Raw genomic sequence first — 17,583 nt, 5'->3', positions numbered from 1 at the left:
GCCCGAGGCCTGCGGCGATCCGGTTCCCACGGTGCTGCGCCCGGGCCCATGAAAATCTTGTGATCCCGTTGTGATCGGAAAATCGGGAACGCAATTGTAGGTCGCGCCGTTCTTTCCCCGTGACGCGTCGGGATGGATGAACCGCCCGATGCAACCGGAAAGAATGGAGGCTATCATGAAAACCCTTCTTGCTTCGACCGCGTTGGCCCTTGGTCTGTCGGGTGCCGTCTGGGCACAGACCGCAACCGATGCACCGCTGACGCCGCCGGTGGAAACCGCCCCGGCAGAGATGCCTGCGGCCCCGATGGCCGAGGCCCCCACGACCGAGATTGCACCGCAGACCGGCATTGCCGCGATGACCGAGGAACAGATCGTCGGTCACAGTGTCGAGGGGGCTGACGGCTCCAGCGTTGGTTCCGTCAGCGAGGTGACCAAAGATGCCAATGGCGCGATCAATGGCGTGGTCATCGATGTCGGCGGCTTCCTGGGTCTGGGGGCCAAGCCCGTGGCGCTGACCGCGGCGGATCTGATGCTGGTGCCGGGCACCGAGGGCGCGCCGCCAGTGCTGAAGGTCGCGATGACGGAGGAACAATTGAAGGCGCTGCCCGAGTATCAGGGCTGACGTTCGTTTCACGGCTGACGGCACCCAAGGGCTGAAACTTGAGGGATCTCGGGTTTGGCCGGGGGATCGTCCCGGGGTCACGTCGCGGCCTGTGCGTGTGGCGTGACCTGTCATCAGAGTGACCCGTGATTGCTGGCCGGTTGGGGGTCACGTCGCGAGCTATCGCGTGGCGTGACCCGTGATCGGGGCATCACAGGGGGAAGCCCCGGCGGTGCCGCCCTTCGCGAGTTGTTTCGCGGGTTGTGCTGAGGGCCCATGAAGTTGTGATGTGTGCCAGAAAAATAGAGCCCGTTAGATCGTGAAAGAGTGCCCGTTAGAAGCCTGTGCTCTGGTTCAAGAGTTGCCTTGCCTCGTCAGCGCCCGGAGGGAACACCTTCCGGGCGCTTCGCCTTACGCCGCCGAGACTGCGACGCCATGCAGGGCTGCGCGGACTATACCGGACCTCCATCAAGGTGCAGGCCCCAAACGGCCCTCTGATCCAGATCCTCAGAAGCGCAGGCGTCCAAGGCTCGCCGAGACCAGGAAGGCAAGCGCCGCCATCACCACGATGGAGGGGCCTGCGGGCGTGTCCTGAGAGAGTGACAGTGCCAGCCCGCCCAGAACCGCAAGCGCCCCGATCACGGTGGCCAGCACCGCCATGGCCTCGGGGCTGCGGGCAAGGCCGCGGGCCGCAGCCGCCGGGATGATGAGCATCGCGGCGATCAGCAGCGCACCGACCACTTTCAGCGCGACCGCCACCGTCAGGGCAAGGGCCAGCGTCAGCACCAGCCGCTCCCGATCCGGGTTGAGACCCGAGGCCGAGGCCAGATCCTCGTTCAATGTGCTGGTCAGCAATGCCGACCAGCGCCAGACCAGCAGCGCCACGACCAGTGCGGCCCCGATCCAGATAAAGCCGATATCGCCCTTGGAGACCGCAAGGATATCGCCAAACAGCCAGGCTGAAAGATCGGTGCGCGCCGCCGGCACAAAGCTGGCCGCCACCAGACCGAAGGCCAGCGCGGAATGCGCCAGAACCCCAAGCGTGGTGTCCATCGCCCAGCCACGCGCCGCCAGATAGGCCACCGTCACCGCCATGGCCAACGCGATGACCAGCGTGCCAAAGCCGATCGGCAGATCAAAGGCCAGTGCCAGCGCCACACCAAGGATCGCGGCATGGGATGTCGCATCGCCGAAATAGGCCATGCGACGCCAGACCACGAAAGACCCCAAGGGGCCGGTGGCCAGCGCCACGCCGATCCCGGCAAGCCCGGCCCGGATCAGGAAATCGTCAAGCATGATCATGTCCGTGATGCGCGTGGTCATGGGGGTGGTGATGATGCTCAAGGCCGTCATCATGGCTGTGATCGTGGTCATGTTCGTGCTGGTAAAGCGCAAGCGCACCCCGGGTGCCAAGCCCGAACAAGGCCCGGTATTCCGGCGCGGACGACACCACGCGCGGCGTGCCTTCGCAGCAGATATGGCCGTTCAGGCAAATCACCCGGTCGGATGCGCTCATCACCACATGCAGGTCATGGCTGACCATCAGCACGGCAGCGCCGGTCTCTGACCGGACCTCGTCGATCAGTTGGTAAAAGGCAGCCTCGCCCAGTTGATCCAGACCTTGGGTGGGTTCGTCCAGCACCAGCAGGGCGGGGCGGGTCAGCAAAGCGCGCGCCAGCAGGACGCGCTGCATCTGCCCGCCGGACAGGCCCGACATCGGGCGCATCGCCAGATCAGGCAGGCCGACCCGGGCCAGCATCGCATCGCAATCGGCGCGGGCATGGCGCTGTGGCAGCGACAGGAAGCGCCGCACCGAAAGCGGCATACTGCGGTCGATATGCAGCTTTTGCGGCATGTAACCCAGCCGCAGATCGGGGGCGCGCCGGATCTCGCCATGGCTGACCGGGACAATGCCCAAAAGCGCGCGGAGCAGCGTCGATTTGCCCGATCCGTTCGGGCCAAGGATCGTTACAATCTCACGCGGCGCGACTTGAAGCGACACATCATGCAGGACCTCTTGCCCGCCCAGCGAGACACAGATCTTGCGGGCCTCGATCAGCGCGCTCATGCGGCCTCGCGGCAATTGGGGCAAAGGCCGATGGCCTCGATACTGGCGCGTTCCAGCGCAAAGCCCAGCCCTTCGGCCGTGGCCTCCAATGCGGCGCGCACCGGGGCAACCGGGGCCTCGGCCACGGTGTCGCATTTGCGGCAGATCAGGAAGGCGGGCGCATGGGATTCGCCCACATGCATACAGGCCGTAAAAGCATTGAGCCGTTGAATGCGGTGTGCAAGTCCTTGCTCTACAAGGAAATCAAGCGCGCGATAGGCGACGGGCGGCTGATTGCCGAAACCCTCCGTGGCCAAACGCTGCAACACGTCATAGGCACCAAGGGCGCGATGCGCCTCCAGCAAAATCTCCAGCACGCGCTTGCGCACCGGCGTCAGCCGAGCACCGCGCTCAGTCATCAGCGCCTCTGCCCGGGCCAGATTGTCGCCGGCGCAATGGCTGTGGTCATGGGATTGGAAGGTCGGATGCATATCCACCTCTTGACATGTTATATCGTAACAAGTTACCCCTGCCGTCGCGACATTCAAGGGGCATATGATGCGTTATACCATATCCACCACTTTGACGAGCCTGTTGATCTCGGCCAGCGCCGTGCAGGCCGAAGTTCCGCGCGTCATGACCGATTTTGCCCCGGCGGGCGGGCTGGTGGCGCTGGTGATGGGTGATCTGGGCGCGCCGGAGGTGCTGCTGGACAAGGGGGCCAATGCCCATGACTTCCAGCTGCGCCCCAGCCAGTCGGCGGCGCTGCAGGATGCCGGTCTGGTGGTCTGGATCGGGCCGGGCATGACGCCTTGGCTTGAGCGTGCCCTGAAGGCCTTTCCCGATACCGCGCAACTGCGGCTGAACGAGTTGCCGGGCACCTATATTCAGGATTTCGGCGCGCAAGATGCGCATGACCATGACCATGACCATGACAAGGCGCATGGCCATGACGATGGGCATGATCATGATCATGATCACGGGCACGACGACCATGCGGCCGGTGCAAAGGATCACGAACATGATCACGGTGGCCATGAAGGCGATGATGCGCAGGGGCAGGACGAGCATGGGGCTGGGAATGACGGCCACGACCATGAGGCCAGTCACGACCATGACGGCGGCCACGATCACGCGCATGATGAGGGTCATGAGGGGCACAGCCATGAAGGCCCCGATCCGCATACCTGGCTGGATCCGGCCAATGGTGCGCTTTGGCTTGATGCCATAGCGGAAGAACTGTCGCGCCGTGATCCTGAAAATGCCGAAACCTATGTCGCGAATGCCACCGCAGGCAAGGCGCTGATCGCTGCGACGGACGCCGCCAATGCGGCAAAGCTCGCGCCGCTGAAGGACAAGCCCTTTGTCGTTTTCCACGATGCCTATGGCTATTTCGCCGGGCATTACGGGTTGTCGGTGGCCGGGGCGATCCGGCCGGGTGATGCCTCATCGCCGGGGGCGGCGCATCTGGTGGAACTGCGGGAAAAGGCGGGCGGGCAGGCGCTGTGCCTGTTCCCCGAAGTGGCGCATGACCCCAAATTGCTGACCCAGATGGCCGAGGCGACCGGCGTGCGTGTCGGTGCGCCGCTGGATCCCGAAGGGGTGGGGCTGACCGTCGATCGTGGGACATATCCGGCATTGCTGACCGGGCTGGCCGATACGCTGGCCGACTGTCTGGGCGCGAACTGACCCCAACCTGACCGCGCAAAATCGAACGCCGCCCCGGATTTCCTCTTGGGCGGCGTTTTGTTTTCTTAGATGCCAGCTGCGCTCGACTTTGCCTTTTCGAACCAGTCGATGATCAACTGGCGTTCCTGCGGCTCGATGTAACTCAGGTTCGCGGGCGGCATGGCATGGGTGACACCGGCTTGGATGTAGATCCGCCGCGCCTCATGCGCGATCTGTTCAGGGGTCTCCAGCACCACGCCTTTCGGGGGCCAATACATGCCTTCCCATGCGGGCTCTGCGGCATGACACATCGAACAACGCCCCTGCACGATGGAAGTGACCTTTTCAAACCCCGGTGCTGCGGCATAGGTCAGCGCCTCGGGGCCAAGGGCGGCCTGTGCGCCGTCCTCGGGCATGGGGTGGCGGGACGAGGACAACCAGGCGATGACGATCATCAGGATCGCGGTCGCGGCCCAGGTCCAGTATGGCGCGCCCTTGCGGGCATGTTGGGTGTTGAACCAATGCCGGATCGTGACGCCCATCAGGAAGACGAGGCTTGCGATGATCCAGTTATAGGGCGTGGCGAAGGCCAGCGGGTAATGGTTCGACAGCATCAGGAACAGCACGGGCAGCGTCAGATAGTTGTTGTGCGTGCTGCGCTGCTTGGCGATCTTGCCATATTTCGGATCGGGTTTGCGGCCCGCCTTCAGGTCCGCCACCACGATGCGCTGGTTCGGCATGATGATGAAGAACACATTGGCCGTCATGATCGAGGCGGTGAAGGCCCCCAGATGCAAGAGCGCCGCGCGCCCCGAAAAGACCGAGGTATAGAAGTAGGACATCGCCACCAGCACCACGAACAGCGCCACCATGACAACGGTCTGGTTCGCGTTCACAAAGGTCTTGCAGATGGTGTTATAGGCAATCCAGCCAAAGGCGAGCGACGCCATGGAGATCAGGATGGCCTGCCAGGGCGCGAGGTCCAGCACGGTCGGATCGATCAGATAGAACTCTGCGCCGAGATAATAGACGAGGACCAGCATACAGAAGCCGCTGACCCAGGTCATATAGCTTTCCCATTTGAACCAGATCAGGTGATCGGGCATCGCGGCCGGGGCCACCAGATATTTCTGGATATGGTAGAATCCGCCGCCATGGACCTGCCATTCCTCGCCATCGGCACCCGAGGCCAGATTGCGATCCCGGTGCAGGCCCAGATCCAGCGCGATGAAATAGAAGCTGGAGCCGATCCAGGCGATGGCGGTGATGACATGGGTCCAGCGGACGGCAAATTCGATCCATTCCCAGATCACGGCGAAATCATACATCGGCTGGCCCCCTTGCTTGGCTTCTGTCGCGGCTTTTGTGCGCTGTCTCGCTTTGGCGTTTCAAAAATGTATACCGACCCATGTCTTTTCGGTTAATTCCATCAAATACGGGATCACTTTCAAACACCCAAAGATAATCGCGCAAGGATAATCTTGCGACAGATCTTCACGACCGGGCAGGGGAGGCGCGCATGTCCTATGTGAACAACGTCAAGATGTTCGTGCGTGTCTATGAATTGGGCAGTATGAGTGCGGCGGCGCGCGATCAGCGCACATCGCCCGCCGTGGCTTCGGCACGAATCTCGGAACTGGAGAAACACCTGGGGGTGCGGCTGTTCAACCGCACCACCCGCAGCCTGCAACCGACCGAGAATGGCCGCATCTTCTATGACGGGGCCCGCAAGGTGCTGGAGGCGATTGATGAGGCCGAGGCGGCGGTGGTCGATGTGACGCAGAATCCGCGCGGCACGCTTTATGTGGCGGCCCCCCTTGGCATCGGGCGGCGCTTCATCGCGCCGTATGTGCCCTCCTTCAAGGATCTTTACCCGCAGATCGACGTGCGCCTGCGCCTGTCGGATCGCAATGTCGACGTGACGGGTGAAGGCCTGGATGTGGCTTTTCATCTGGGGCTGCTGGAAGACAGCACGCTGAAGGTGCGGCTGGTGGCCGATTGCCCGCGCATCCTGTGCGCGGCCCCGGCCTATGTTGCGCGGCGCGGCAATCCGGCGGATGGGGCGGCGCTGGTGGCAAATCATCATGAATGCCTCAATCTGCGCTTTCCCGGTGCCCGCGAGTTTCAATGGACGCTGCAAACCCCGGATGGTCCACGCCGCTTTGAGATCGGGGGCCCGTTTGAAAGCGATGATGGGGATGTGCTGACGGGCTGGGCGTTGGACGGGCGCGGCATCGTGATGAAGCCGATTTTCGAAGTGGCGGAATATCTGCGCGACGGGCGGTTGGTGCCGGTGGCGCAGGCCACGCCGCCCACGGCCACGCAACTGTCCTGTCTCAGCCAGCACCGCCGGTTCCGCGACCCGAAGATCCGGCTGTTTGTCGATTTCATCATTGGCCATATCAAGGCCGATATGGCGCAGAAAATGCAGGGGCTACGGATGGAACCCACGCCCCCTACCGCGGGTTTGCCTTCCGTGACGGGCAGCGGCGGAGAGCAAATTGACCCTTGATCCGAAAACGATCTGCGTGGTGGCCAATCCCGGATCGGGACGCAACAGCCGCGATGCAGAGGCGATCAAACGCGCGATGGCGGCCTTTGGACCAGAGGTCACCTTGCGGCGCTGGCGCAAGGGCGAGGATCTGGATGCGTTCGTGCAAAAAGCGGTCGCGGATGGCTTTTCGACCATTGTCGCAGCCGGCGGCGACGGCACGGTGATGGGGGTCGCGCACGCGCTGATGGGCACGGGGGCCAATCTTGCGGTTTTGCCCTTGGGCACCTTCAACTATTTCGCGCGAGGCCTTGGCCTGCCGCAAGAGCCCGAGGCGGCAGCGCAGGCCATTCTTGCAGGCCATCCCAACACGATCTCGGTGGGCACGGTGAACGGGCAGGTGTTCCTGAACAATGCCAGCATCGGGATCTACCCGACCATCCTGCAGGCGCGGGAAGACATCTATGCCCGTCTTGGCCGGTCGCGCCTGATGGCGCATTGGTCGGTCTTGCGCACCCTTGTGCGGTTTCAGCGCCCCCGCCGGATGGAGATCACCGCCGATGGCGCGCAGCTTGTGCTGAAAACCCCGCTCGTCTTCGTCGCGCGGTCGGCCTATCAACTGCAGCGGTTCGGGCTGGAGGGGACACAGGCGATCAGTGATGACAAGTTCGTGCTGTTCATCGCGCGCGGCGGCACGCGGCTGCATCTGTTGAAGCTGGCGCTGCGTCTGGCGTTGCGGCGTGTGCAGGTCGGGCGCGATGTCGAGTTGCTGACCGCGCATGAGATTGACATTGCGACCGCCAAGCGCCGCCCGCGCGTGGCCTTTGATGGCGAAAAGCGCCGGATGCTTGCCCCTTTGTCTTTTCGGATCGCGGCAGATGCGCTGTCGATCATCCTTCCCGATGCGGCGGACCGGGTCGAGGTGTGATGCGGCTGATCCATCTGTCGGACCTGCATTTCGGGGCGCTGTCCCCGGGCTTGGAGGCACCTCTGGCCGCGCGGCTGCGCACGCTGTCCCCCGATCTGATCGTGGTCTCGGGCGATCTGACGCAACGTGCGCGCCGGGCTGAATTTGCCGCTGCGCGCGCCTTCCTGGCCGATCTGGGGGCCGAGGTGATCGCGGTGCCCGGCAATCACGACATTCCGTTGCGCAATCCACTGGCGCGGATCTTCTGGCCTTGGCGCGCCTATGATCGTGGCTGGTCGCCCGTGCATGAGCCGCTTTGGCAGAATGATCAGGTGGTGGTCGCGGGCGTCAACACCGCCGACCCCTGGGCCTGGAAACGTGGCCGGATCACCGGACACCAGCTTGACCGGCTGGCCGAGGTTTTTGCCGGCGCTGGTCCGCGCGCGCGGATCGTTGCCATGCATCACCCATTGGAACACCAGCCCGATGAGGCGCAATGGCTGATGAAGGGCGCAACCGCCGCATTGCGCCGCCTGCCGCAGATCGGGGCGCAGATCGTGCTGTCCGGGCATATCCATCTCAGCCATGCCGGGCCGTTTTCTGCCGCGCCGGGCCTGATCTTCGTGCAGGCGGGCACCGGCCTGTCGCATCGCCGGCGCGCCGAAGCCAATGCCTTCAACCTGCTGGATCTTTCCGGCAACAAGGTCGCGGTGCAAACCATTCTTGCCGATGAGGCGGGCGGCTTTGGCACGATGGGGCCCAGGCAGGAATTTGCGCTTCATGCGCGACCTTGATCTGCCTGCGCCCTTTGCCGCAGGGCTGGTCGGCGGCGCGGGCAATGACCCGCGCGCAAAAGGCCCACACTCAAAAGGCCCACACTCAAAAGGCACGCGCCCTGAAGGCCCGCGATCAGCCGATTGCCTGGTTCTGGCGTTTTCCTCGATCGGGCATGATCCCGCCCGGATGCCCGAGCCGGAGTTTCGCCGCATGGCCACAGGGCAGGGGCGCCCCGCCCTGTTCCTGCGCGATCAAAGCCGCAGCTGGGCCAGCGCGGCTGGCTGGGCCGAGGCGCTGCGGCAGGCCGTTTCCGAGGCGCGCGCGGAACATGACATCAGCCGCATCGTGGCGATCGGGGCCTCCATGGGCGCGGTCGCGGCGCTCCGCGCGGCCGAGGTGCTGCCGGTCGATGCCGTGTTGGCGCTTGGCCCCCAGCACGACCTTGGCCACGAAAACCGCTGGTCGGAATGGACCGCAGGGCGAGTGATCCCGCCCGCGCCGCTGCCAGCGGGGCCGTGTGCATTGGGACCATGGATCGTGCTGGCACATGGCATGGCGGATGATGCCGATCAGGCGCTGCGCTTTCCGGCGCGCAGGGGCGTGGATCACCTGCTGTTTGATGGCATAAGCCATTCCGGCCTCGGGCCCCATCTGAAGCAGCATGGCCTGCAAGGCATGGTCGATGCATTGGCCGCAGGCGACCGCCGCCGCCTGTTGCGCATTGCACAGGCGGCGGGCGGCAAGCGGCGTCAGCTGCCGCGATAGGTGGAATAGGCGAAGGGGCTGATCAGCAGCGGCACATGGTAATGCTGGCTGGTATCGGGGATGCCGAAACGGATCGGGATCTCGTCCAGAAACAATGTGCCCTCGGCCGGGGCCTGGCCGCTGGCGCGCAGATAATCGCCCGCGCAAAAGACCAGTTCATAACTGCCTTCCTTCAACGCCGCGCCTGTCAGCATCGGCGTATCGGTGCGCCCATCGGCATTGGTCACCGTTTCGGCGATTTTACGATGGCTCTGCCCGCTGATCCGATACAGCATGATCTTCACCCCGGCCGCAGGTTTCCCCCTTGCGGTATCCAGCACATGAGTCGTCAATCGTCCCGTGGCCATGATCATCCTTTCCGTGATGCCTTTGCCTGCATCCTGACGTGAATTCGCCGCTCTGGCGACCGCGCAGATGCAGAAAAGGTCTTTACAGGATTTTTTGTAAATACTTTGGCCCTATGCCGCCTAATCTGATGGCAGAACAAGAGGTGTGCCATGCCCAACCGATACCCCCGCGATTTCCGAGGCCACGGGCCCGATGCGCCCGATGCGCAATGGCCGGGCGGGGCAAAAATCGCGATTTCCATCGTGCTGAACTATGAGGAAGGTGGCGAAAACAACCTGCTGCATGGCGATGCCCAGTCTGAGGCGTTTCTGTCCGACATTGCAGGGGCCGCGCCATGGCCGGGCCAGCGGCACTGGAACATGGAATCGATCTATGATTATGGCGCGCGGGCCGGGTTCTGGCGTCTGCACCGGCTGTTCACTGAAAGATCGGTGCCAGTCACGATCTATGGTGTCGCCACCGCCCTTGCCCGCAATCCCGAACAGGTCGCCGCCATGAAGGCCGCGGGCTGGGAAATCGCCAGCCACGGCTTGAAATGGGTCGAACACCGCGACATGCCGGAAGAGGAAGAGGCGCGCCAGATTGCTGAGGCCTTCCGCCTGCATACCGAGGTCGTGGGGGCACCCCCGCAGGGCTGGTATACCGGGCGTTGTTCGATGAACACCGTGCGACTGACATCCGAGACCTGCCAGCTTGCTTGGATTTCAGACACTTATGACGATGATCTGCCCTATTGGCTTGAGGTTGGCGACCGTGATCAACTGGTGATCCCCTATACGCTGGAGGCAAACGATATGCGCTTTGCCACCGCACCGGGCTACATCACCGGCGAGCAGTTCTATCAATATCTGAAGGACAGCTTCGACACGCTTTATGCAGAGGGGCAGGCGGGCCGGGCCAAGATGTTCTCCATCGGCTTGCACAACCGTCTGATCGGGCGCCCGGGCAAGGTGGCGGGGCTGAAACGGTTCCTCGATTATGCGCAATCGCATGAAGGTGTCTGGTTCCCGCGCCGCATCGACATCGCGCGACATTGGGCAAAGACCCATCCGCATAAGCGGTTCGAACGCCCCTCACAGATGGATCGCGCGCGCTTTGTTGCCCGGTTTGGGTCGATCTTCGAGCATTCGCCCTGGATCGCGGAACGTGCCTTTGATCTGGAACTGGGCCCCGCCCATGACAGCGCAGCGGGCCTGCACAATGCATTGGCTAGGGTGTTCCGCAGCGCCAGCCCTGACGAACGCATGGGCGTCTTGCGCGCCCATCCCGATCTGGCGGGCAAGCTCGCGCAGGCCAGGCGCCTGACGGCGGAAAGCACATCCGAGCAATCCAGCGCCGCGCTGGATGCGCTGACGGATACCGAACGCGCGCGTTTCGAGCGGTTGAATGCCGATTACACTGCCCGCCACGGCTTTCCCTTCATCATTGCCGTGCGCGACAATACCAAGGCCTCGATCCTGGCGGCGTTTGAGGCCCGTATCGCCCATGACAGCGCCACCGAATTTGCCACCGCCTGCGCGCAGGTGGAACGGATCGCCGAACTGCGTCTGAAGGATATCCTGCCATGACCACGACCTATTACGCCCCGCCCGGTGGCCTGCCGCCGCAAACCGCGCTGATGACGCAACGCGCCATCTTCACCGAGGCCTATGCCTTTATCCCCAAAGGCTGTTTCTCGGATATCGTCACCTCCAACCTGCCGAACTGGAACCGGACCCGGCTTTGGCTGATCGCGCGGCCGATGTCGGGCTTTTCCGAAACCTTCAGCCAATATGTGATGGAGGTGGCCCCCGGCGGCGGATCCGAGGCACCCGAGCCTGAATCCGGTGCCGAAGGCGTCATCTTCATGACCGAGGGTGAGGTCTGGCTGTCCATCGACGGGCAGGAGCACGACCTTGGCCCCGGCGGTTATGCCTATCTGCCCGCAGGCTGCGTCTGGAAACTGCGCAACAGCAAATCGGTGCCTGCGCGCTTCCACTGGGTGCGCAAGCTCTATGAAGCGGCACCCGGCGTGCCTGCGCCCGAACCTTTCGTGACCAATGAACAAGACATCGCCCCGATCGCCATGCCCGACACGGCAGGAAAATGGGCGACCACGCGCTTTGTGGAACCCGATGACCTGCGCCATGACATGCATGTCAATATCGTGACCTTCCAGCCCGGCGGGTTGATCCCCTTCGAGGAAACCCATGTCATGGAACATGGCCTTTATGTTCTTGAGGGCAAGGCGGTCTACAAGCTCAATCAGGACTGGGTGGAGGTCGAGGCCGGCGATTTCATGTGGCTGCGCGCCTATTGCCCGCAGGCCTGCTATGCCGCAGGGCCGGGGCGCTTCCGCTATCTGCTTTACAAGGATGTGAACCGCCACGCCAAATTGCGCGGCCCCGGTGCCTTCGGCCGCTAATGGCGTTCACCTGTTTCCAAATATCCCACGGGGGTCCGGGGGTGTGAAACCCCCGGCCTTTCCACAAGCGAAAGGCCGACCATGACGACGATCCGCACCGAACCCCTGACGCAAGCGGCCTTTGCGCCCTTCGGCGATGTGCTGGAGGCCAGCGGCGATTTTCGCCTGATCAATCAGGGGTTCTGCCAGCGTCACCATGATCGCGCGCACCTTGATTTTGGCACGGATGCCCGCGCCGGGATCTCGATCTTCAAGGCGGTGCCGCGCCAGTTTCCCTATCTGCTGGATCTGGTCGAACGTCACCCCGATGGCAGTCAGGCCTTCGTTCCCATGTCCGCCGACCCCTTCCTCGTCATCGTGGCCCCGGATGAGGGCGGCCGTCCCGGCACCCCGCGCGCCTTCGTGACGAACGGCATCCAGGGCGTCAACTTCCATCGCAACACCTGGCACGGGGTGCTGACCCCCCTGGCGGAGCCTGGCCTTTTCGCGGTGATCGACCGCATTGGCCCCACCCCCAATCTGGAGGAGTTCCCCTTCGCGGAGCCCTACCTGATCACCCCGGCCTGAGGTCCGGGCGTTCTGACCGGCCCGCAACCCTCGGGGGAGGTGCGGGGCATGGCACAAAATCAAAATCCCCCGCAGGAAAGGGTATGACCATGACGACCTCCTCCGTTCATCCGGTCGATGAACTTTTGCCGCCGCCCAAACTCTTCGCGCTTGGCTTGCAACATGTGCTGGTGATGTATGCCGGTGCCGTCGCCGTGCCGCTGATCGTGGGCCGCGCGTTGAAACTTGATCCCGCCGATGTGGCCTTTCTGATCTCTGCCGATCTGTTCGTCTGCGGCATCGCCACCCTGATCCAGAGCCTTGGCGCAACCCAATGGTTCGGCATCAAGCTGCCGGTCATGATGGGCGTGACCTTTGCCGCTGTCGGCCCGATGGTCGCGATGGCCAATGCCAATTCCGGCCCGACGGGGGCGCAGGCGATCTTTGGGGCCATTATCGCGGCAGGCATCATCTCCATGCTGATCGCGCCGCTGGTCAGCCGGATGCTGCGCTTCTTCCCGCCGGTGGTGACCGGCACGATCATCCTTGTCATCGGGGTCAGCCTGATGCGGATCGGGATCAACTGGATCTTCGGCAACCCCGTTGGCCCGACCGCGCCGATGATCGCGGACCCCGCCGCCGTGGAATGGCTGAAAGCTGCAACTGAAGGTGCTGTGGCTGCAGGCCTGCCGCCTGCGCCCGAAAAGATCGCGGTCGCGGCCTCGATCCCGAACCCCGCCTATGCGCCTTTGGGCAATGTGCTGGTCTCGGCGGCCGTACTGGTTTCGATCCTGTTGATCGCGCGCTTTGCCAAGGGCTTTCTGGCCAATATCTCGGTCCTTCTGGGCATCGTCATCGGCTGCGTGATCGCGGTCGCCATCGGGGCCATGCATTTCGACAAGGTGGCCGAGGCGGATATGTTCGCGCTCATCACCCCGTTCCATTTCGGGATGCCCACCTTTGATCTGGTGATGATCGTCACCATGGTGCTGGTGATGATCGTGGTGATGATCGAATCGACCGGCATGTTTCTGGCACTTGGCGACATGACCGGCCGAGATGTCGACCAAAAGGCGCTGTCGGCGGGCCTGCGCACCGATGGCCTTGGCACGCTGATCGGCGGCATCTTCAACACCTTCCCCTATACGTCGTTCAGCCAGAATGTCGGGCTGGTCGGCGTCACGGGGATCAAAAGCCGTTTCGTCTGCGTGGCGGGCGGCGTCATCCTGATCGTGCTGGGACTGATCCCGAAAATGGGCGCGCTGGTGGAATCGATCCCGACCATGGTTTTGGGCGGCGCGGGGCTGGTGATGTTCGGCATGGTTGCCGCGACCGGCGTGCGTATCCTTGCCGGGGTCAATTTCGCCACCAACCGCAACAACCTGTTCATCGTGGCCGTCAGCCTTGGCATGGGGATGATCCCGCTGATTGCGCCCAATTTCAAGCAATGGATGTGGCATGACCTGCATCCGCTGATCGAAAGCGGCATCCTGCTGGCCTCGATTGCGGCGGTGGTGCTGAACGCATTCTTCAACGGTGCCTCGGGCAGCGTGGAAGAGGCCAAGGCCGCCGCAGGCAAGGCAGATCACTAACCCACCTGATTGCGACAGCGAATGTCGCCCCCGGCCTTGCTGCCGGGGGCGTTTTCATGTTCGCTGCCCTCTATGCACGCACCTTCCCTTGGCACGATCCTGAACTCCGCCCCGCCTGCCCATGATACGGGCGCCTCGGCGGCCCTGCTGGCTGCCCATTGGGGGCTTGAGGGACAGCTTGACCGCCTCAGTTCCGAACGCGACCTGAACTGGCGCGTCAGCACAGGGCAGGGGCGCTATGTCCTGAAATTCGCCAATCTGGCCGAAGACCACCAGGTCACCCGGTTCCAGAACCTTGCGCTGATCCATATTGCCGCGCGCGATCCGGCCCTGCCGGTGCCGCGCGTCGTGCCAACCCTGACGGGCGAGACCGAGGTTACCCTGCCCGATGGCGGCTTGATGCGGCTTTTGACCTATGTCGAGGGCGTGCCGATGCATCTGGCCCCCGCCAGCCCGGATTTGCGGAGGGGCGTGGGCCGCATGGCTGCAGGCCTGACCCGGGCGCTGGAAGGGTTCAGCCATCCTGCCGCCGATCATGTGTTGCAATGGGACATCAAACAGGCCACCAGCCTGCGCCCGCTGCTGCCCGCCATCACGGATGCGGATCTGCGCGGGCTGTGCGCCGCATGGCTTGATTGGTTCGACAGGGTCCGCCCTGATCTGGACGCGCTGCCCTGGCAGGTGGTCCATGCCGATCTCAACCCGCATAACATGTTGACGGAAAAAGATGATCCGGCGCAGGTCTCTGGCGTTCTGGATTTCGGCGATATGGTGCGCACACCCCGGATCTGTGATCTGGCGGTGGCTGCGGCCTATCACATCGCGCCGGAAAATGGCCCGGAAAGTCTGGATCAGGTCGCGGCGGGCTGGTCTGAAATCCTGCCGATCCTGGCCGACGAGGCGCGGCTCTTGCCCGGCCTGACCGCGATCCGCATGGTCACCACGCTCAGCCTAGCCAGTCATCGCGCCACGCTTTGGCCGGAGAATGCCGCCTATATCCTGCGCAACTGCGCCTCCGCTACGGCGGGTCTGCGCGCCCTGCCTTTGCCGTGCCTTTGAAGGACAAGATGATGACCAAGGACACCATGCCCAATGCCTTCCGCCCCGGCGCGGTCGATCTGCCCGAGGCCGAGGCGGCGCTGGTCGCCCGCAGGCAGGCAGCCCTCGGTCCGGCCTACCGGCTGTTCTATGAACGCCCCCTGCATCTGGTGCGGGGCGAGGGCGTCTGGCTGTATGACGCCGAGGGGCGCGCCTATCTCGACACCTATAACAACGTGGCCTCTTGCGGGCACAGCCATCCGCGCATCGTGGCCGCGATGGCGGAACAGGCCGGGGTTTTTGCCAGCCATACCCGTTACTTGCACGACCGCGTGCTGGAACTGGCGGAGCGCCTGCTGGCCACCATGCCGGGCGAGATCGGACATGTCATGTTCACCTGCACCGGCTCCGAGGCCAATGATCTGGCGTTGCGTATCGCGCGCGCGGCCAGCGGGGGCACCGGCATCATCGTGACAGAAAACGCCTATCACGGCGTGACGGCTTCGGTGGCCGAATTCTCGCCCTCGCTCGGGCGCGGCGTGGCCCTTGGGGCGCATGTGCGGGCGGTGCCCGCCCCGGTCAGCGGCGATGACGGCACGGGTTTTGCGGCGGGGGTCGAGGCGGCGATCGCCGATCTGCAACGCCATGGCATCAAGCCTGCCGTGCTGATCGTTGACACGATCTTTTCCTCGGACGGGGTCTTTGCCGATCCGCCGGGCTTTCTGGCCCCTGCGGTGGCCGCGATCCGGGCGGCGGGCGGGTTGTTCATCGCCGACGAGGTGCAGCCGGGCTTCGGGCGCACCGGGGCGGGGATGTGGGGCTTTGCGCGCCATGGCGTGGTGCCGGACATGGTGTCGATGGGCAAGCCGATGGGCAATGGCTATCCCATGGCGGCGCTTGCGCTGCGGCCTGAGGTGATCGCGGAGTTTGGCGCGAATGCGCGTTATTTCAATACTTTCGGCGGCAATGCGGTGGCCGCCGCTGTGGGCAATGCCGTGCTGGATGTGATCGAGGACGAGGGGCTGATCGACAATTCCCGCAAGATCGGCACCCTGTTCGCCGATGGTTTGCGGGATCTGGCAACCCGCCATGCGGGCTTGGGCGAATTGCGGTCTTCCGGCCTGTTCCTTGGCCTCGATATGGTGCGCGACGGTGCCCCAGATGCACCCGCTGCGACCAAACTGGTGAATGAGCTGCGCACAGAAGGCGTGCTGATCTCCACCACGGGCCCCAAGGGCCATGTGCTGAAAATCCGCCCGCCGCTTTGCTTCAGCGCAGAAAACGTGGATTATTTCCTGGACCGGATGGAGCGCGTGCTGTCCCGCCTCTGACCCCGTTCACCTGTTCAAAAATATCCTCAGGGGGTGAACCGCGTCAGCGGTGAGGGGGCGCGAGCGCCCCCTTTCTTCTCAGCCCATCAACCGCGCCACATCCAGCATCCGGTTGGAAAAGCCCCATTCATTGTCATACCAGCCAAAGACCCGCAGCATCCCACCGCGCGTGACCCGGGTTTCCGGGCAGGCCATGACGATGCTTTCGGGCCGCGCCCGCAGATCGGTGGAAACCAGCGGCTGGTCGGTTGCGCCGATCACCCCGCCCGCCGCGCGCAGGCAAGCGTTGACCGCGTTCACATCTGCCGGACGTTCGGTCATCACACAAAGATCCACCGCCGAGACCGAGGCGGTCGGCACCCGCACCGCTGACCCCTCCAGCCGTCCCGCAAGTTCGGGCAGAACCTGATCCAGCAACCGTTGTGCCGAGGTGGTGGTGGGCACCATCGACAGCGCGGCCGCACGCGAGCGGGCGAAGTCGGCGGCAGGTGCGTCTACCGTCGGCTGGCTGCCGGTATAGCAATGGATCGTGGTCATCGACCCGGTCACGATGCCCCATTCGCGATGGATCAGCCGCGCCAGCGGCGCCAGTGCATTGGTGGTGCAAGAAGCGTTGGAGACGATGCGCTGATCCGTCAGCCGATCCTCATTCGCCCCGAGCACCACCGTCAGGTCTGCGGCATTGGAGGGACCAGAGATAAGCACCCGCTTCGCACCCGCCCGAAGGCCACGCTCGGCCACCTCCCGCGCATCGGCACGGCCGGTGCATTCCATCACCAGATCGGTGCCGGACAGATCGAGCTCCGAGATATCGGGGGTGCGGTGCAGCGGGATCGCTTGCCCGTTTACAACAATCGCGCCCGGTTCCAGCGTAACCTTGCCGCGAAATGGGCCGAAGACACTATCATATTCGAACAGATAGGCGCACATTTCGGCTGCGGCGATGTCATTGATCCCGGTGATCGTCAGGCCCGGCGCAACCCCGCCCGCCCATGCACGCAGCACCGAGCGGCCGATCCGTCCGAACCCGTTGATGAAAACGCGCATCCTGGCCTCCTCACCCATTTT

The 17,583-nt window shown here is 63.9% G+C and carries 18 protein-coding genes; 12 read left to right on the top strand and 6 right to left on the bottom strand.

Annotated elements, in window-relative coordinates:
• Positions 1–175: 175 nt before the first annotated feature.
• Positions 176–622: a PRC-barrel domain-containing protein gene (locus tag GBJ34_RS03525; RefSeq protein ID WP_192931097.1), complete on the top strand. Its 447-nt coding sequence runs from the start codon at positions 176–178 to the stop codon at positions 620–622.
• A gap of 486 nt (positions 623–1,108) precedes the next feature.
• Here GBJ34_RS03525 and GBJ34_RS03520 read toward each other — a convergent pair whose 3' ends face one another.
• From GBJ34_RS03520 to GBJ34_RS03510, 3 genes are read right to left on the bottom strand one after another with little or no spacing between them, the layout of a single operon-like run.
• A complete protein-coding gene (locus tag GBJ34_RS03520; protein ID WP_151717978.1) occupies positions 1,109–1,897 on the bottom strand; it encodes an iron chelate uptake ABC transporter family permease subunit in 789 nt (262 codons plus the stop codon).
• On the bottom strand, positions 1,890–2,669 hold the full coding sequence (locus tag GBJ34_RS03515; RefSeq protein ID WP_151717868.1) for an ATP-binding cassette domain-containing protein: 780 nt from the start codon (positions 2,667–2,669) through the stop codon (positions 1,890–1,892). The genes GBJ34_RS03520 and GBJ34_RS03515 overlap by 8 nt, the downstream gene beginning before the upstream one ends.
• Positions 2,666–3,139, bottom strand: coding sequence for a Fur family transcriptional regulator (locus GBJ34_RS03510; protein ID WP_151717867.1), 474 nt, complete (start codon positions 3,137–3,139; stop codon positions 2,666–2,668). Before GBJ34_RS03510 ends, GBJ34_RS03515 begins: the two co-directional genes overlap by 4 nt.
• Before the next feature lie 67 nt (positions 3,140–3,206).
• Between GBJ34_RS03510 and GBJ34_RS03505 the strand changes: the two genes are divergently transcribed.
• Positions 3,207–4,337 carry a zinc ABC transporter substrate-binding protein gene (locus GBJ34_RS03505; protein ID WP_151717866.1) on the top strand — a complete coding sequence of 377 codons (1,131 nt, stop codon included), beginning with the start codon at positions 3,207–3,209 and terminating at the stop codon, positions 4,335–4,337.
• Positions 4,338–4,402: 65 nt separating this feature from the next.
• On the opposite strand, the gene GBJ34_RS03500 is transcribed toward GBJ34_RS03505, so the two are convergent.
• Positions 4,403–5,644 carry a urate hydroxylase PuuD gene (locus GBJ34_RS03500; RefSeq protein WP_151717865.1) on the bottom strand — a complete coding sequence of 414 codons (1,242 nt, stop codon included), beginning with the start codon at positions 5,642–5,644 and terminating at the stop codon, positions 4,403–4,405.
• A 191-nt stretch (positions 5,645–5,835) separates the two neighbouring features.
• Between GBJ34_RS03500 and GBJ34_RS03495 the strand changes: the two genes are divergently transcribed.
• From GBJ34_RS03495 to GBJ34_RS03480, 4 genes are read left to right on the top strand one after another with little or no spacing between them, the layout of a single operon-like run.
• The gene (locus tag GBJ34_RS03495; RefSeq protein WP_151717864.1) at positions 5,836–6,828 is read left to right on the top strand and encodes a LysR family transcriptional regulator; all 993 of its coding nucleotides are present in this window, start codon (positions 5,836–5,838) and stop codon (positions 6,826–6,828) included.
• The gene (locus GBJ34_RS03490; RefSeq protein ID WP_151717863.1) at positions 6,818–7,735 is read left to right on the top strand and encodes a diacylglycerol/lipid kinase family protein; all 918 of its coding nucleotides are present in this window, start codon (positions 6,818–6,820) and stop codon (positions 7,733–7,735) included. Before GBJ34_RS03495 ends, GBJ34_RS03490 begins: the two co-directional genes overlap by 11 nt.
• The gene (locus GBJ34_RS03485) at positions 7,735–8,508 is read left to right on the top strand and encodes a metallophosphoesterase family protein (protein WP_151717862.1); all 774 of its coding nucleotides are present in this window, start codon (positions 7,735–7,737) and stop codon (positions 8,506–8,508) included. The genes GBJ34_RS03490 and GBJ34_RS03485 overlap by 1 nt, the downstream gene beginning before the upstream one ends.
• Entirely contained in the window at positions 8,495–9,256 is a 762-nt protein-coding gene (locus GBJ34_RS03480) for an alpha/beta hydrolase (RefSeq protein WP_151717861.1), read from the top strand. The genes GBJ34_RS03485 and GBJ34_RS03480 overlap by 14 nt, the downstream gene beginning before the upstream one ends.
• On the opposite strand, the gene uraH is transcribed toward GBJ34_RS03480, so the two are convergent.
• Positions 9,241–9,603, bottom strand: coding sequence for a hydroxyisourate hydrolase (gene uraH / locus GBJ34_RS03475; protein WP_151717860.1), 363 nt, complete (start codon positions 9,601–9,603; stop codon positions 9,241–9,243). The two genes, GBJ34_RS03480 and uraH, sit on opposite strands and share 16 nt — an antisense overlap.
• A 150-nt stretch (positions 9,604–9,753) precedes the next feature.
• Between uraH and puuE the strand changes: the two genes are divergently transcribed.
• The 6 genes from puuE to GBJ34_RS03445 all read left to right on the top strand — a co-directional run bounded on the left by puuE (position 9,754) and on the right by GBJ34_RS03445 (position 16,515).
• The gene (gene puuE / locus GBJ34_RS03470) at positions 9,754–11,172 is read left to right on the top strand and encodes an allantoinase PuuE (RefSeq protein ID WP_151717859.1); all 1,419 of its coding nucleotides are present in this window, start codon (positions 9,754–9,756) and stop codon (positions 11,170–11,172) included.
• The gene (locus tag GBJ34_RS03465) at positions 11,169–12,008 is read left to right on the top strand and encodes a bifunctional allantoicase/(S)-ureidoglycine aminohydrolase (RefSeq protein ID WP_151717858.1); all 840 of its coding nucleotides are present in this window, start codon (positions 11,169–11,171) and stop codon (positions 12,006–12,008) included. The genes puuE and GBJ34_RS03465 overlap by 4 nt, the downstream gene beginning before the upstream one ends.
• Before the next feature lie 81 nt (positions 12,009–12,089).
• Complete coding sequence (locus GBJ34_RS03460) at positions 12,090–12,575, top strand: ureidoglycolate lyase (protein WP_151717857.1); 486 nt, start codon at positions 12,090–12,092, stop codon at positions 12,573–12,575.
• Between the two features lie 83 nt (positions 12,576–12,658).
• Positions 12,659–14,146, top strand: a complete 1,488-nt coding sequence (locus GBJ34_RS03455) for a nucleobase:cation symporter-2 family protein (protein ID WP_151717856.1) — start codon at positions 12,659–12,661, stop codon at positions 14,144–14,146.
• 72 nt (positions 14,147–14,218) lie between these two features.
• On the top strand, positions 14,219–15,205 hold the full coding sequence (locus tag GBJ34_RS03450; protein WP_192931096.1) for a phosphotransferase: 987 nt from the start codon (positions 14,219–14,221) through the stop codon (positions 15,203–15,205).
• A gap of 11 nt (positions 15,206–15,216) precedes the next feature.
• On the top strand, positions 15,217–16,515 hold the full coding sequence (locus GBJ34_RS03445; RefSeq protein ID WP_151717854.1) for an aspartate aminotransferase family protein: 1,299 nt from the start codon (positions 15,217–15,219) through the stop codon (positions 16,513–16,515).
• Between the two features lie 78 nt (positions 16,516–16,593).
• Here the strand turns inward: GBJ34_RS03445 and GBJ34_RS03440 are convergent, their stop codons facing one another.
• Positions 16,594–17,562, bottom strand: a complete 969-nt coding sequence (locus GBJ34_RS03440; RefSeq protein WP_226341027.1) for a type I glyceraldehyde-3-phosphate dehydrogenase — start codon at positions 17,560–17,562, stop codon at positions 16,594–16,596.
• Between the last annotated feature and the right edge of the window lie 21 nt (positions 17,563–17,583).

Origin of the sequence: Gemmobacter serpentinus (genome assembly GCF_008973825.1) — a bacterium.
GTDB classification, from domain to species: Bacteria; Pseudomonadota; Alphaproteobacteria; order Rhodobacterales; family Rhodobacteraceae; genus Gemmobacter; species Gemmobacter serpentinus.
This window is presented reverse-complemented; position numbering and strand designations above follow the sequence as displayed.

What these genes read in the sequence shown, in the direction of transcription:
- GBJ34_RS03525 (WP_192931097.1), top strand. Translation starts at nt 176, where the DNA reads ATGAAAACCCTTCTTGCTTCGACCGCGTTGGCCCTTGGTCTGTCGGGT.
- GBJ34_RS03520 (WP_151717978.1), bottom strand. Translation starts at nt 1,897, where the DNA reads ATGCTTGACGATTTCCTGATCCGGGCCGGGCTTGCCGGGATCGGCGTG.
- GBJ34_RS03515 (WP_151717868.1), bottom strand. Translation starts at nt 2,669, where the DNA reads ATGAGCGCGCTGATCGAGGCCCGCAAGATCTGTGTCTCGCTGGGCGGG.
- GBJ34_RS03510 (WP_151717867.1), bottom strand. Translation starts at nt 3,139, where the DNA reads ATGCATCCGACCTTCCAATCCCATGACCACAGCCATTGCGCCGGCGAC.
- GBJ34_RS03505 (WP_151717866.1), top strand. Translation starts at nt 3,207, where the DNA reads ATGCGTTATACCATATCCACCACTTTGACGAGCCTGTTGATCTCGGCC.
- GBJ34_RS03500 (WP_151717865.1), bottom strand. Translation starts at nt 5,644, where the DNA reads ATGTATGATTTCGCCGTGATCTGGGAATGGATCGAATTTGCCGTCCGC.
- GBJ34_RS03495 (WP_151717864.1), top strand. Translation starts at nt 5,836, where the DNA reads ATGTCCTATGTGAACAACGTCAAGATGTTCGTGCGTGTCTATGAATTG.
- GBJ34_RS03485 (WP_151717862.1), top strand. Translation starts at nt 7,735, where the DNA reads ATGCGGCTGATCCATCTGTCGGACCTGCATTTCGGGGCGCTGTCCCCG.
- GBJ34_RS03480 (WP_151717861.1), top strand. Translation starts at nt 8,495, where the DNA reads ATGCGCGACCTTGATCTGCCTGCGCCCTTTGCCGCAGGGCTGGTCGGC.
- uraH (WP_151717860.1), bottom strand. Translation starts at nt 9,603, where the DNA reads ATGGCCACGGGACGATTGACGACTCATGTGCTGGATACCGCAAGGGGG.
- puuE (WP_151717859.1), top strand. Translation starts at nt 9,754, where the DNA reads ATGCCCAACCGATACCCCCGCGATTTCCGAGGCCACGGGCCCGATGCG.
- GBJ34_RS03465 (WP_151717858.1), top strand. Translation starts at nt 11,169, where the DNA reads ATGACCACGACCTATTACGCCCCGCCCGGTGGCCTGCCGCCGCAAACC.
- GBJ34_RS03460 (WP_151717857.1), top strand. Translation starts at nt 12,090, where the DNA reads ATGACGACGATCCGCACCGAACCCCTGACGCAAGCGGCCTTTGCGCCC.
- GBJ34_RS03455 (WP_151717856.1), top strand. Translation starts at nt 12,659, where the DNA reads ATGACCATGACGACCTCCTCCGTTCATCCGGTCGATGAACTTTTGCCG.
- GBJ34_RS03450 (WP_192931096.1), top strand. Translation starts at nt 14,219, where the DNA reads ATGCACGCACCTTCCCTTGGCACGATCCTGAACTCCGCCCCGCCTGCC.
- GBJ34_RS03445 (WP_151717854.1), top strand. Translation starts at nt 15,217, where the DNA reads ATGACCAAGGACACCATGCCCAATGCCTTCCGCCCCGGCGCGGTCGAT.
- GBJ34_RS03440 (WP_226341027.1), bottom strand. Translation starts at nt 17,562, where the DNA reads ATGCGCGTTTTCATCAACGGGTTCGGACGGATCGGCCGCTCGGTGCTG.